This is a genomic window from Paraburkholderia sediminicola (assembly GCF_046026855.1).
Taxonomy (GTDB): domain Bacteria; phylum Pseudomonadota; class Gammaproteobacteria; order Burkholderiales; family Burkholderiaceae; genus Paraburkholderia; species Paraburkholderia sediminicola_A.
This window is the reverse complement of sequence record NZ_JAQQET010000025.1, coordinates 106,707-120,615: the sequence shown is the minus strand read 5'-3', so window position 1 is coordinate 120,615 and position 13,909 is coordinate 106,707. Positions and strand designations below refer to the sequence as shown.

Annotated in this window: 13 protein-coding genes; 9 read left to right on the top strand and 4 right to left on the bottom strand. The window is 62.1% G+C overall.

Annotated elements, in window-relative coordinates; all coding sequences use genetic code 11:
* Positions 1–15: 15 nt before the first annotated feature.
* Positions 16–1,242, bottom strand: coding sequence for an AAA family ATPase (locus PQR40_RS25805; RefSeq protein WP_408224707.1), 1,227 nt, complete (start codon positions 1,240–1,242; stop codon positions 16–18).
* 500 nt (positions 1,243–1,742) lie between these two features.
* On the opposite strand from PQR40_RS25805, the gene PQR40_RS25800 reads away from it, so the two are divergent.
* The 9 genes from PQR40_RS25800 to tkt all read left to right on the top strand — a co-directional run bounded on the left by PQR40_RS25800 (position 1,743) and on the right by tkt (position 10,652).
* On the top strand, positions 1,743–2,849 hold the full coding sequence (locus PQR40_RS25800; RefSeq protein WP_494471430.1) for a porin: 1,107 nt from the start codon (positions 1,743–1,745) through the stop codon (positions 2,847–2,849).
* A 236-nt stretch (positions 2,850–3,085) separates the two neighbouring features.
* Entirely contained in the window at positions 3,086–3,535 is a 450-nt protein-coding gene (locus tag PQR40_RS25795; protein WP_408336725.1) for a sugar dehydrogenase complex small subunit, read from the top strand.
* A gap of 3 nt (positions 3,536–3,538) precedes the next feature.
* Positions 3,539–5,149: a GMC family oxidoreductase gene (locus PQR40_RS25790; protein ID WP_408510101.1), complete on the top strand. Its 1,611-nt coding sequence runs from the start codon at positions 3,539–3,541 to the stop codon at positions 5,147–5,149.
* Positions 5,150–5,151: 2 nt separating this feature from the next.
* Complete coding sequence (locus PQR40_RS25785; protein ID WP_408510100.1) at positions 5,152–6,447, top strand: cytochrome c; 1,296 nt, start codon at positions 5,152–5,154, stop codon at positions 6,445–6,447.
* A 97-nt stretch (positions 6,448–6,544) separates the two neighbouring features.
* On the top strand, positions 6,545–6,745 hold the full coding sequence (locus tag PQR40_RS25780) for a hypothetical protein (protein WP_408510099.1): 201 nt from the start codon (positions 6,545–6,547) through the stop codon (positions 6,743–6,745).
* 11 nt (positions 6,746–6,756) lie between these two features.
* The gene (locus tag PQR40_RS25775; protein ID WP_408224716.1) at positions 6,757–7,002 is read left to right on the top strand and encodes a DUF6723 family protein; all 246 of its coding nucleotides are present in this window, start codon (positions 6,757–6,759) and stop codon (positions 7,000–7,002) included.
* Positions 7,003–7,203: 201 nt separating this feature from the next.
* Positions 7,204–7,467, top strand: a complete 264-nt coding sequence (locus PQR40_RS25770; RefSeq protein WP_408336628.1) for a hypothetical protein — start codon at positions 7,204–7,206, stop codon at positions 7,465–7,467.
* Positions 7,468–7,737: 270 nt separating this feature from the next.
* The gene (locus tag PQR40_RS25765) at positions 7,738–8,283 is read left to right on the top strand and encodes a cupin domain-containing protein (RefSeq protein WP_408510098.1); all 546 of its coding nucleotides are present in this window, start codon (positions 7,738–7,740) and stop codon (positions 8,281–8,283) included.
* Positions 8,284–8,567: 284 nt separating this feature from the next.
* A complete protein-coding gene (tkt, locus tag PQR40_RS25760; protein ID WP_408336634.1) occupies positions 8,568–10,652 on the top strand; it encodes a transketolase in 2,085 nt (694 codons plus the stop codon).
* Between the two features lie 201 nt (positions 10,653–10,853).
* On the opposite strand, the gene PQR40_RS25755 is transcribed toward tkt, so the two are convergent.
* From PQR40_RS25755 to PQR40_RS25745, 3 genes are all read right to left on the bottom strand, one after another.
* Positions 10,854–11,615 carry a DNA-binding transcriptional regulator gene (locus PQR40_RS25755; RefSeq protein ID WP_408510097.1) on the bottom strand — a complete coding sequence of 254 codons (762 nt, stop codon included), beginning with the start codon at positions 11,613–11,615 and terminating at the stop codon, positions 10,854–10,856.
* A gap of 135 nt (positions 11,616–11,750) precedes the next feature.
* On the bottom strand, positions 11,751–12,482 hold the full coding sequence (locus tag PQR40_RS25750) for an HpcH/HpaI aldolase family protein (RefSeq protein WP_408510096.1): 732 nt from the start codon (positions 12,480–12,482) through the stop codon (positions 11,751–11,753).
* Positions 12,483–12,520: 38 nt separating this feature from the next.
* The gene (locus PQR40_RS25745) at positions 12,521–13,840 is read right to left on the bottom strand and encodes an MFS transporter (protein WP_408510095.1); all 1,320 of its coding nucleotides are present in this window, start codon (positions 13,838–13,840) and stop codon (positions 12,521–12,523) included.
* Between the last annotated feature and the right edge of the window lie 69 nt (positions 13,841–13,909).

Here is a 13,909-nt window from a genome sequence, read left to right as displayed (position 1 = left end):
TGCTCACTGGCCGCGTCAGGCGGCCGGCGCGATGTGATGGCGAACAATGCCCCGAATCAGCGCGGCATCTTCAGGACTGACCTTTGCATAAATCGCAGGACCGGCGGCGCGTTCGGGGTCGCCGGTGCGCAGCATGAGCTCGGCCCAGTCGAGGAGGCGCCGCGTGGAGAACGCGCTCGACAGGTCCTCGCGGGCGAACGCCGCGCGGCAGTCGGCGGCAATCGCGGCGAGGGTGGTCGCAAGCGCACGTGTCATATGCGGGGCGAGCGTGCGCATCAGCACGTCGGCTTCTTCGGCGGGCGTCAGATAGTCCAGCATGTAGACGCGCCAGCGATCGAGAAACGCTTCGTTCATCAGATTCGCGCCCTGATACAGATGGCGGAACTGGCTCATCGCGCCGACCGCATTGGCCGTGGCGAACAGCCGGAACGCGGGATGCGGCGCGACGATCTCATTGCCTTTCTCTTTCAGCACGAGGCGGCCGTGCGGTTCGAGCACGGCGGTGAGGGCGGCGAGAATCGACGGTTCGGCGAAATCGATTTCGTCGACGATCAGCCACAAACCTTCGCGCATCGCGGTGGGCAGCACGCCGTCCACCCAGATCGTTTCGCCGCCCTTGACCGTCCAGAAACCGACGAAATCGCCGACGGTGGTTTGCCCATTCATGTTCGAGCGCAACACGCCGTGAAGCGAGCGCGCGGCGACCTGTTCGATCAGACTGGTCTTGCCGGCGCCGGTATGCCCGATCAGCATGACACGCCGGTTCTCCACGATATCTTCGACAATGTCGTTAAAGCGCTCGGAAAACAGATAGGCCGGATTGAGGCGTGGCACGAGCGGATTGTCCACGCCACACGGCACGTCGACATGGCCGATGCGCACGGATTCGCCCGCGCCCTCTACCGGCAGGTGACGCCTCGCCGCCGAGGCTCGCGCCGCGACGCGCTGCAACTCCGGCATGAAGGCCACCCGTTCTGCCGCACCCGCTTCGTCGGCGGCATTGGGTGTATCGATCGCAAAGCCTTCGCGGCGCCACTTCTTCAGCTTCGCGCGCAGGTTTTCAGCGTCGACCACCAGATCGATATCGACCGACCCGGTGCCGTTGCCTTCATCCACCCCATGCTCGAGCCGGTAGTTTTCCGGCCGGTCCGCCACGCTGACGCGCCACCATTCCGCGCCGGTTTCGGTCGCGCGTTGGTAAAGCCCAAGGTTTTCGTCTTCGGTGAGTTCAGGCGCGTTCATGGCAAGTGGCAAATGATGAATGGTCAGATAACAAATAATGCGTTTCGATTTGGCTGAGGCCGAATGACCGACTATCTTATCGTGAGTACCTTTCGATCTGCCCGGCAAGGATCTTTTTTGGTGCGCGTCGATTCGATTGCGGATTTCAATGTCGAGCGTCGAGTGCGCTGATAGCAAAAGTTTATTGCGTCAAACGGATAGGCTATGAAGCGTCGATCACCTATAGTGCGTGCGCGCAGCGTGTAGTTTTACAACATCCCATTGGCAAACTGGTTCAATCCGGCGTAATGCGGTCAGAACCCTGCTGGCACAACCCGGTATGCGCGACAGGTCATTGCCCATACCGTTTAACTGTCTGCGCGAGACCCACTGGCGCGGCACGTACCGCTGGTCTGGGGCCCGCCAGCAGGTTGAGCCGCAGTGTGACACGGCGAGTAGTTTTGGTTCATCGGCAGTTGGCTTTGCCCATCATTTCGACAGAAGAAACTCACGGCAAAACAATGAGACTACATACAAAATTAATGGCGGCCCTGGCAGTCGCGAGTCCGCTGGCATACGGTCAAACCAGTGTGGAGTTATATGGCCGTCTCGACGGCGGCGTGGAATACCTGAATCACATCAACAATGGCGCGGGCGGCAGTTCGAGCCGATGGAGTGCTGAAGGCGGCGATTGGGGCACCAGTATGCTGGGCCTCAAAGGCAATGAAGATCTGGGCGGCGGGCTGAATGCGATCTTCAACCTGGAAACCGGTCTGCAAATCATGAACGGCACGAGCAGCGGCGGACGGCTGTGGTCGCGGCGTGCCTTCGTCGGTTTGAAGAGCGACCAGTGGGGTACGCTGCAAGCCGGGCGCAATCTGTTCATCGACAGCGACGGCGTGTGGGAATTCGACCCGTTCGTGCAGCAGGCATTTTCGTCGGCGTCGCTCGTGCGTGGGCGCAACTGGCAGCAGACCAGCAATAACGTCGAGTATCACAGCCCGGTGCTGTGGGGGTTCGACGTGCAGGCGCAATACGCCTTCGGCAATCAGCCTGGCGCGTTCAACAGTGGTGCGACGGGCGAGTTTGGCCGCTCCGACGGCATCATGCTCACGTATCACTCGTCACTCTTCGACGTGCGCGGTATTTATGATGAACTGCGCGACAGCAACGGCCGCTTGAGCAACATCTTCCAGAGCTCGCGCGAATACTTCGTCGGTGCGAATGTGCATTTCGACGCGGTGAAGATCCAGGGCGCGTATACGCATTACGCGGCGCCGGATTCTCCAGTGGGTGTGGCCGACAGCGCCGATCACTATTGGCTCGGCGTCACGTACAACGTTCAGCCGCGCTGGGCCGTGACCGGGGGCGGTTACTACATCAGGGTCGGCGACGGCGGCGGCGATGCCTCGCACGATCCGTCCGGCCATGCCATGATGTACGCGCTCGGCACGACTTATAACCTGTCGAAGCGCACCTTCCTGTACGGCACGGTGGCCTATGTCAGCAACAGCAGCAACGCGAATTTTTCGCTTGAAGCGTCGCCGCGCGACGCCGTCAATAACACGAGTCCGCTCGCGGGCGAATCGCAAACCGGCGCGTATGTCGGGATGATGCATCAGTTCTAACGCCGCTTTAGCGCTACATTCAGCACATCCGGCAGCCTCTTCGGCAAGACAGCAAGCAGCATGAAAGCAGCACAACGAGCAACACGGCTGGCGTGGTCTGTCGCTCCGCAGTACCTGCAATACGTATAAAACGCCTCACAAGGGAAAAACAACAATTGACTCCACAAGACTCTCACGACGAGTCCCTCAAGGGGACCACCTTCGGCGCGCATGCCGCGAGCGGCGAGCCGTCCACCATGACGCGCCGTCGCTGGCTGCAAGGCGCGCTCGCGTTGACGGCAGCCGGTCTGACCGGTTCGCTCGCGCTCAAGGCATTGGCCGACGACTCGGCCGCCGCGCCGATCGACGCCTTCATGACACTGTCGCAATCGTTGACCGCCAGATCCGCTCTCGATCGCAACGTCGGCGCGCGCTTGCTGGCCGCGTTGCAGCAGTCCGCGCCCGATCTCGCGCAGCAGTTGCCGAAGCTGGCCGGCGCGCTCGCAGCCGGTTCTGCCGATGCCGCGCAACAGGCGCTCGCGCTGAAGATCATGGAAGCCTGGTATCTCGGTACGGTGGACAACCAGGTGATCACGTATGAACAGGCGCTGATGTACGACGTCGTCTCCGACACGCTGATCATCCGTTCGTATTGCCCCAACAAACCCGGTTTCTGGGCCGCCAAACCCATCGAAAGGCAAGCTTAAGCAATGGCTGACACACAACAAGCCGATATCGTCGTCGTTGGGTCGGGCGTCGCGGGCGCGATCGTCGCGCATCAAATGGCTCTCGCGGGCAAGTCTGTGGTCCTGCTCGAAGCAGGGCCGCGCATGCCGCGCTGGGAGATCGTCGAGCGTTTTCGCAATCAGTTCGACAAGTCCGATAACTCGGCGCCGTATCCGTCGAGCGCATGGGCGCCGCATCCGGAATATGGGCCGCCGAACAACTATCTGATCCTGAAGGGCGAGCACAAATTCAACTCGCAGTACATCCGTGCCGTGGGCGGGACGACGTGGCACTGGGCCGCGTCCGCGTGGCGCTTCATGCCGAACGACTTCCGCATGAAGACCACCTATGGAGTGGGCCGCGACTGGCCGATGGAGTACGAGGAACTGGAGCCGTATTACCAGCGCGCCGAAGAAGAACTCGGCGTGTGGGGACCAACCGACGAAGAACTCGGTTCGCCGCGCAGCCAGCCGTACCCAATGGCGCCGCTGCCGCTGTCGTATAACGAGCAGACCATCAAGGGCAAGCTCAACGCGTTCGACTCGCGCTATCACGTCGTGACCGAACCGGTCGCGCGGAACAGCCGTCCGTACGATGGCCGCCCGACCTGTTGCGGCAACAACAACTGCATGCCGATCTGCCCGATTGGCGCGATGTACAACGGCATCGTGCACGTTGAAAAAGCGGAGCAGGCCGGCGCGAAACTGATTGATAACGCGGTCGTCTACAAGCTCGAAGTCGGTGCGAACAAGCGCATCACCGCCGCTCTGTATAAAGATCCACAGGGCAATGAGCATCGTGTGGAAGGCAAGTATTTCGTGCTCGCCGCGAACGGGATCGAAACGCCGAAGATCATGCTGATGTCCACCAGCCACGATTTCCCGAACGGCGTGGGCAATAGCTCCGACATGGTGGGCCGCAATCTGATGGACCACCCGGGCACGGGCGTCACGTTCTACGCGGACGAAAAACTCTGGCCGGGCCGTGGTCCACAGGAAATGACTTCGCTGATCGGCTTTCGCGACGGAGCATTCCGCGCGAATGAGGCCGCCAAGAAGATCCACTTGTCGAACCTGTCGCGTATCGATCAGGAAACGGCGAAGATTTTCAAGCAGGGCAAGCTGATCAAACCGGCCGAACTGGACGCGCAGATTCGCGACCGTTCGGCGCGCTTTGTCGAGTTCGACTGCTTCCACGAAATCCTGCCGCAACCGCAAAACCGCATCGTGCCGAGCAAGACGGAAGTCGATGCAATCGGCATTCCGCGCCCCGAAATTACCTATGCGATCGACGATTACGTGAAGCGCGGCGCTGTCCATACGAAAGAGGTCTACGCGAACGCAGCGAAAGTGCTGGGCGGAACGGAGATCGAGTATCAGGACGAGTTCGCACCGAACAATCACATCACGGGCGCGACCATCATGGGCAGCGACCCACGCGATTCGGTGGTCGACAAGTATTGCCGGACCTTCGATCACCCGAACCTGTTCATCTCGAGCAGCGCGACGATGCCGACGGTGGGCACCGTCAACGTGACGCTGTCCATTGCCGCGCTTGCACTTCGCATGGCCGACCAGTTGAAGAAGGAAGTTTGAACGTGCTGAAAAAGACCTTTTTCTGGCTGCTGGCCGGTGCGCTGGTTCTGCCCGCATTAGCGCAGGCCGACGATTCCGCTGGTGCGGTGAGCAGCAACGACACCGCGTTGATCAAACGCGGTGAATACCTCGCGACGGCGGGCGATTGCATGGCCTGCCATAGCACCGTCAAGGGCAAGCCGTTTGCCGGAGGCCTGCCGCTGAAAGTGCCGATGCTCGGCACGATCTATTCGAGCAATATCACGCCGGACGCCCAAACGGGCATCGGCACGTGGTCGCTCGAGGACTTCGATCGCGCGGTGCGCAAGGGCGTCTCAAAGGACGGCCATAACCTGTATCCGGCAATGCCGTACGTGTCTTACGCGAAGGTTGGCGACGATGACGTGAAGGCCTTGTACGCCTACTTCCGCTACGGCGTTGCGCCGGTGAACCAGGCCGCGCGCGCGAGCGACATTCCGTGGCCGCTCAACATGCGCTGGCCGCTGACGGCATGGAACTGGGTGTTCCTGAAGAACGGCCCCTATCAGGCCAGGCCGGGCCAGAGCGTCGAATGGAATCGCGGTGCGTATCTCGTGCAAGGCCTCGCGCATTGCAGCACCTGCCACACGCCGCGCGGCTTCGCGATGCAGGAGCAGGCGCTCGACGAAACCGGCAGCGGCTTCCTCGGTGGCTCCGTGCTGGCGGGTTGGGATGGCTACAACATCACCTCGTCGGCCAATAGCGGCATTGGTGGCTGGAGTCACGCGCAACTCGTGCAGTATCTGCAAACCGGCAGCGTGCCGGGCGTCGCGCAAGCGGCCGGTCCGATGGGCGAAGCCGTCGAGCACAGCTTCTCGAAGATGACCGACGCGGATATCGCTGCGATCGCCACCTACGTGCGCACGGTGCCGGCGGTAAACGACGGCAGTTCGCAGCCACGCAACGCATGGGGCAAGCCGTCGACTGATGTCACGCGTTTGCGCGGCGTTGCACTGAGCGACGGTACGCTCGATCCGGCGCGCCTGTATCTCGGCAACTGTGCGACCTGCCACCAGGCGCCGGGCAAGGGCACGCCGGACGGTTACTATCCGCCGCTGCTGCATAACTCGACGGTAGGTGCGTCCAATCCGGGCAATCTCGTGCAGGTGATCCTGCATGGCGTACACCGCAAGACCGCAGACAACGATGTCGGCATGCCGGCATTCGCCACGCAGTTGAACGATGCGCAGGTTGCCGCGCTTACCAACTACGTGACCACGCAGTTCGGTAATCCGGCGGCCACGCGGGTGAGCGACAAGGACGTCGCGAAGCTGCGTTAAGCGCGCCTTAAGCGGTATTCTTTCTGGACGTTGGTAGCAAGGAAAAAAGGCGCACCGGTTTAAAGCCGGCGCGCCTTTTTCATTGCAGGTTGGCATCTTGATTGGCGCTTACAACGCCCTGAACCACGAAGCAGCGGATTTTAAGTCCGCACCGTTTACGTCCGCTTATCGTCGCGCTGAACCCATCCCGCTCCGGGTGGAACAGGTATTGCTCGACATCGGCACGCGCTCGCTGCCGTTACGGCATCTGACGACGCAATACGACACCGGAATTGACGCACCCAAGGTGCAGGGATAAGGGAACAACACATGGCGCGACATAAGGCCGACGTTACTGACGACGACTTCGAGATTTACGCCAGCTATCACGGAACAGGCGACGGCCGTTACGTAGGTGGACTGAAGGTCGTCAGAAAAGCTGACAGGAGGATTCTGTTTCCCTTCGACGGCGCACCGGAGATCGGCCCCTACGCGACCGCCGACGAGGCACGCCGGGCCGCAATCGACTACGGCCGGGAGATCGTCGCCGCCGACCGCGCGGCACCGGAGCAATAGCATCGGCCCGGATCGTCCGGATGCAGGTCCGGCAGTGTGGGATGCACAGACACCTTTTTACAAAAAATGGTCCAGACCTTCAGCATCGGTACCGCAACGGCCATGCCCACGCACGGCTGCTGAGCGGGCTAGCCACACTTGTCGCAGAGAGGGACCGGTTGTTGCTGCATTGATGCTATCGCCGACTTCAAGGAGCGCATCATGCAGGACAGTAAATCCACCGAAGACCGCAACGCAGCGCACGAAGCACCGGATGCGAAACCGCGCAGCAAATCGAGCGGTGCCCACTATGTCGAGCCCAGTCCGCTCGGCATCGAGCCAGTGGAGCAAACCGAGGTCGCCGCGCAGACCAACCCGCGGCGTTCGAGCGAGCGTCCGAAGCAAACCGCCGAAGTGCCGCTGGGCACCGGTACGCACGCCGAGCCACCGGGCGGTGGCGGACGCGAGTCGCAAGGCAAGAAGTGATGTTGCGCGTGCGATCGACCGGCAAGGCTCGCAATATCGTCATACGTTTGTACACGCGCTCGCAATCGTAGCGCTGTGCACGGGCGCTTCAGCAGAGCGCGCGCACGGGCGGGCGCGTTTTATGCGTCGCTGCACAGATTGCCGCGTCTGGCGCGCGAACCACCGGAGCCGCCCGCAAGGACGCCAGAAGGCGGCCCGTGATGCAAGCGCAAAGGCCCGCCACGTGTCGCAGGTGAGCCCGGAGAGCATCGTGAAGCACAGGAGCAGACCATGTACAACGATTCGAAGCACGGATTCGACGCGGCTCAGACCCGGTACGAAGCGTTCATGCTGGAGCCGCACGAATGGGTGCCGAACAGCCGCAAGTTGCCGGTGATCATTTACCGTGGAGCACTCGCGTCGGACAGCGGTGACCTTGCCGCCGCGTTCGAGATCCTGTTCGAAGGCAACGCGTGGCCTCCGCAATGGCGCGACGGGATTTTCGATTACCACCATTTCCATGCGACCGCGCACGAAGTGCTCGGTGTCACCGACGGTTCCGCCGAGGTGATCGTCGGCGGTCCGGGCGGCAGGGTGGTGAACCTGTCCGCGGGCGACGCCTTGCTGCTGCCTGCGGGCACAGGCCATTGCCTGCAATCGTTCGCACGTCACTTTCAGGTGGTGGCGGGTTATCCGGCAGGCCAGCAATGGGATATCCGCCGTGAAGCGCTGACGCCGAACGAGCAGGCGGCGATGGAGGCTTTGCCGTTCCCCGCCATGGATCCGGTCGACGGCAAGCGTGGACCGCTTATCGACCACTGGCTGCACGCGGCGTGATCGCAATGGCGGCGAGCTTGTTGCTCCTGCTTTTGCATGCACGGGGCCCGCTGTGCCGGCATATAACCGCAAGCCGCCTGAAAGAACACGCTCCGATCATCAGTACAACACGGCGCTGGATGTAACGCGCCGTGCAGATTTGCGCGCATCGGCGCATCATCGTTGAGTCTGGCTGCGGTTCCTCATGCGTCGTTCCACGCGCTTCCCTACGAACACCGATCGCCGGCCACGCCGATACCGTGTGTCCTGGCGATGTCTCCAACCGCCGAACAAGGAGTGTCCTCATGCAAAACGATCCCGCCCGCGATCAGCTGTGCATCAACACGATTCGCACGCTATCGATGGACGCTGTGCAAAAGGCCAATTCCGGTCACCCCGGCACGCCGATGGGACTGGCGCCGGTCGCCTATCATTTGTGGCAGAACCACCTTCGCTATGATCCGGACGAGCCGCTGTGGCCGAATCGCGACCGCTTCGTGCTCTCGGTGGGCCATGCGTCGATGCTGCTGTATTCGCTGCTGCATCTGGCGAACGTCAAAGCCGTGGACGACGACGGCAAGCCGACCGGTTCGCCCGCCGTCTCGCTCGACGATATCGAACATTTCCGTCAGCTCGGCAGCAACACGCCGGGCCACCCCGAATACCGAATGACCACCGGTGTGGAAACCACCACCGGGCCGCTCGGCCAGGGGCTGGGCAATAGCGTCGGCATGGCGATGGCGGCACGCTGGTACGAAAGCCACTTCAACAAACCCGATGCACCGCTGTTCGATTACCGCGTCTATGCGCTATGCGGCGACGGCGACATGATGGAAGGCATCTCGCACGAAGCGGCTTCGCTCGCAGGGCATCTGCAACTGTCGAATCTGATCTGGATCTACGACAGTAACCGCGTGACGATCGAAGGTCACACCGACCTCGCCTATAGCGACGACGTGGAGACCCGCTTCCGCGGTTACAACTGGCACACCCTGCATGTGAACGACGCGAACGACGCCGCGGCGCTGGAAGCCGCGTTTGTCGAAGCGAAAAGCGTCACGGACCGGCCGACGCTGATCGTGGTTCACAGCATCATTGGTTGGGGGGCGCCGCATAAGCAGGACACCTCCGCCGCGCATGGTGAACCGCTCGGCGTCGAAGAAGTGGCGCTCGCCAAGAAAGCCTATGGCTGGCCCGAAGACAAATTTTTCTATGTCCCGGACGGCGTGCATGAACGCTTCGCGCAGGGTATCGGCGCGCGTGGCAAGGCGGCGCGCGAGGAATGGCAGGCCAGATACGATGCGTACAACAAGAAACACCCGGAACTGTCGCGTGAGTTCGCCCAGATGGAAGCGCACGAATTGCCTGAGGGCTGGGACAGCGGCATCCCGACATTCGATGCCGACCCGAAGGGCATCGCCTCGCGCGAATCGTCGGGCAAGGTGCTCAACGCAATTGCCGCGCGTGTGCCCTGGATGATCGGCGGTGCGGCCGATCTTTCTCCCTCCACCAAGACCAATCTGAAATTCGAAGGCGCGGGCAGCTTCGAACACGATAACTATGGCGGCTGCAACCTGCACTTCGGGATTCGCGAACACGGAATGGGGGCCGCCGTAAACGGCCTTGCGTTGTCGAATTTGCGGCCGTTCGGTTCAACCTTCCTGATTTTCAGCGACTACATGAAGCCGCCGATCCGGCTCTCGGCGATCATGGAAGTGCCGTCCATCTACGTGTTCACGCACGATTCTATTGGCGTCGGCGAGGATGGTCCGACCCATCAGCCGGTCGAGCAACTGGCCTCGCTGCGCGGTGTGCCAGGGTTGACCGTGCTGCGCCCGGGCGATGCGAACGAAGTTGCCGAGGTCTGGCGTGTGGCGATGTCGGATCCGCGGCGGCCGTCGTGCATCGTCGTGTCGCGTCAGGCGTTGCCGACTTTGGACCGCACACGCTATGCGTCGGCCAGGGGCGTGCAGAAGGGCGCGTATGTGCTCGCCGATGCGCCAGACGGGCAGAAGCCCGAAGTCATTTTGCTCGCCACGGGCAGCGAGTTGTCGCTGTGCGTCGACGTCTACGAGAAGCTCAGGAGCGAAGGAATCGCTGCGCGGGTGGTGTCGATGCCGTCGTGGGACCTCTTCGAGCGTCAGGATGAGGTGTATCAGGACTCGGTGCTGCCGCCCGACGTGGATGCGCGCGTGGCGGTCGAACAGGCGTCGACGCTCGGCTGGGACCGCTATGTCGGGCGGCTCGGCGCGCAGGTGGTGATGCATACGTTCGGCGCGTCCGCGCCGTTCGCCGACCTGAAGAAGAAGTTCGGCTTCACGCCCGAGCATGTGTATGACGCGGCGAAGCAGCAGATTGCCCGGGTGAAGGCGAAGCGCAGCCAGAAGTAAGGCGTACTCGCGGTTAAGGCGCCATCAGTAGCGAAGAAGCCGGCAGCGTGAAGTTCGCCGGCTTTTTTGTTGACGCAGAGATAGCAGATAAATGTAGATGGAAAAGAAGGCGGGATTGAGGCCTTACAGCGATTTGAGTGGGAAAAAGCTTCTGTGCTGGTGTAGGTCCAATCGGCGCGCGACTGTCGAGGTCGTTATTTTTTACAGATGTTCCGAAATTCGCCTCGACACGTTGAGCATTTGATCCAGATACCGCTCGACTACCTTATCGGCCGTAAGAGCCGAAGAAAACCAGGTCAGCCCAATCGATGCGGCAACGAATTCCTTTGCCATTACCGGCACCGCGAGCGTGCCGGAGATCGGCCGAACGGCGGAGTCGCGCAGCGCGTACCCGCGCCTGCGGGTTTGATCGAGGATCGTCTGTACAGCTTCCCGATCTTGTGCGAGTCGATCTTCCGGATGGTGGCTTTGCCGCACGACTTCGAGCAGCATCTCCTGTTCTTCGGACGAGCAGAATGCGAGATATGCACGCCCCAATGCGCGTGAGACGAGGCTCAGGCGCATGTTGATTGACGAGTGCAGCAGCGAGAGCGGCGAATACGGAATCGTGCTGTAGCGCACAACTAATGCGTCGACGTCGAGCATGCCAACGGCAATGGGCCACTTGATTTCTTCAGTGAGTTCGCGCACGAGCGGCGCCGCGATTTCGACGACGCGCGGCACGTGGTGGTAGCCCGAATTCAGCGCGTTGACACCGTCGAGCAAGCGGTATTCGCCAAGCCGCGCTCCGCGCGCGACGAGGCCGAGCTCTTCGAACGTGCGTAGCAACCGGATCAACGTGGGTTTGGGCAGCGATGTTAGTTGATGCAGGCTGTCGAGCGTCGAGACGGGCATCTGGTTCAGGGCACGCAGCAGTGTGATTGCCCTCTCAACTGCCCGAATCGAAGATTCGCGTTCCGCCATCGTATCGCCTTGCTCAGGTGGTCGGGCGCGTGTTGGTCAATTTGACGCTAGCCCGTCAAAGAACGCGAATTATCGCAGTTTTTGACGCGTGCGGACCGGACTCGTCCGCCGTATGCGCGTCCGCGCGTCCGCGAATCAGGCCATCAACGTCAGTGCGCCTTTGCGAAGCAAAGACTGATCCGATCCAATCACGAACCACGTTGCGCCCATCTGCGCGAATTCGTCACACTCGCCAACGTCGCCGAGCGCAACGCCCGGCGTTTTACCGGCCCTCCGCGCGATCTCAAGCACATCGACGGTAGCCTGCATCACTTCGGGTGCGCGGGCGTTGGCGAGCCCAAACGATAAAGCCAGATCGGCACGGCCGACGAACAGGCCCGACACGCCGTCCACGTCCGCGATGGCATGCGCGGCGGCATAGCCCGCGCGGCTCTCGATCTGGCACATGATGACGGTGCCGTTGCCGGCCGCGATGGCTTTTTGCATACCCATCGCGCCGTAGCCGGCAAAGCGGGGCGAACTGGAGAAGCCGCGTTCGCCGTCGATGAAGCGCGTGCGGGCGACCAGCGTGCGCGCCTCGTCGGCGGAATCGACGTGCGGCACCAGCAGTCCTGAGGCGCCGAGATCGAGCGCGGACTGGATCGTGGCGGCGTTCATGTCGGGAATCCGCACGAACAGCGGCAGATTCACGGAGCGCGCGGCGATCACCATGATATCGAGCGTGGCGCGATCGAACGGCGCATGTTCGGCGTCGATTACCGCGAAATGAAGACCTGCGCCGCCGAGAATCTCGATGATTTGCGGTGCGCCCGTTTTGACGAAGGTGCCGATCTGGCGCGCGGACGTATCGTGCGGAATGGTGGACATGGAGTGGACAGGGACGAAAGCAGAAGGGAAGCGCCGTATCAGAACGCGGCAGGATTGACCGGCTCGCGAGCAGCGATGAGTTGCATGGCAAGTGCGGTGCAGCCGAGCAGTAGCAGGCAGAGGGCCGGCAGCAGCATCGCGTAGCCGGGGTGGCCGAGCGCCTTGCCGATCCAGGGCATGGCGTTCTGCGCGAGAAAGCCACCGAAGTTGCCGATGCTGCTGATCGCGGCCAGACTCGCGGCGGCGCGCCGTCCACTGAAATATTTGGACGGCAGCGACCAGAAGCAGGGCAGCAGCAACGACGTGCAAGGCGTGCCGACCACGAGCGCGACATAGCGCGAGACCGGATCGCTGACCAGCAGGCTGACCACGAACGCCACGCAGCCCAGGATGCCGATGACCGCGGCGGCCATGCGCACGTGGCGCTCCTTCGTCAGCAAGCGCGGCACGATCAGCAGCAGCGCTGCGGTCAGCGCCCATGGAATCATCGTCAGCAGACCGTTGAGCGAACTCGACACGCCGAATCCCTTGATCACGGTCGGCAGCCAGTAGATAAGCCCGTAGAGTGAGGTCAGCAGCAACGTGTAGCCGAGCGAGAACACCTGCACCTTACGGTCGCATAGCACGGCCCACACGCTGCCTTCGTGGTGCGCCGCCGGCGCTTCGTCGGCGACCATGCGGGCGAGGCGGCTGCGCTCCTGCGGACTGAGGAACGAGGCCGTCTCCACGCTGCGCGGCAGGCAGAACAGCACGATCGGCGCGAGCACGAGCGCCAGCACGCCGGTGACGATGAATACCCACTGCCAGCCCGCGTGATGCCAGAGCCCGTCGAGCGACAGCAGCATGCCGCCGAACGCGGAGCCGAGCATGTTGCCGAGCGCGCTGCCCAGCGTCAGCAGGGCGATTGCGCGCACCTGATAACGGCGCGGAAACCAGACGGTCAGGTAGTAGACGATGCCAGGATAGAGCCCGGCCTCCGCCGCTCCGACCAGAAACCGCAGCGCCGCGAACATCGAACCCGACGAGATGTACGCGATCAGCAAAGTCGCGATCCCCCAGCTCAGAACAATGCGGAAGATCCATTTAGGCGCCCCGAAACGGTGGACGCCGAGCGCGCTCGGAATCTCGAAGATCAGATAGCCGATAAAGAACAGCGAGGACGCAAGGCCGTAAGCCGTTTCGGTCAAGCCGATCTGATGCACCATTTGCAGCTTCGCGAAGCTGACGTTCATCTTGTCGATGACCGACACCAGGTAGGTCACCATAATCAGCGGCATGATGCGCCACCACACGCGCCGGATCAGGCTTTCGTCCTGTGCCATTGCCGGGTTGGCCACCTGGGCAACTGAAATCTCCATGTCTCCTCCAACGTAGCGGACCGGCTGGGCGCAAAAAAACGCGTGGCGCGGCGCCGGTTTTATGTAATG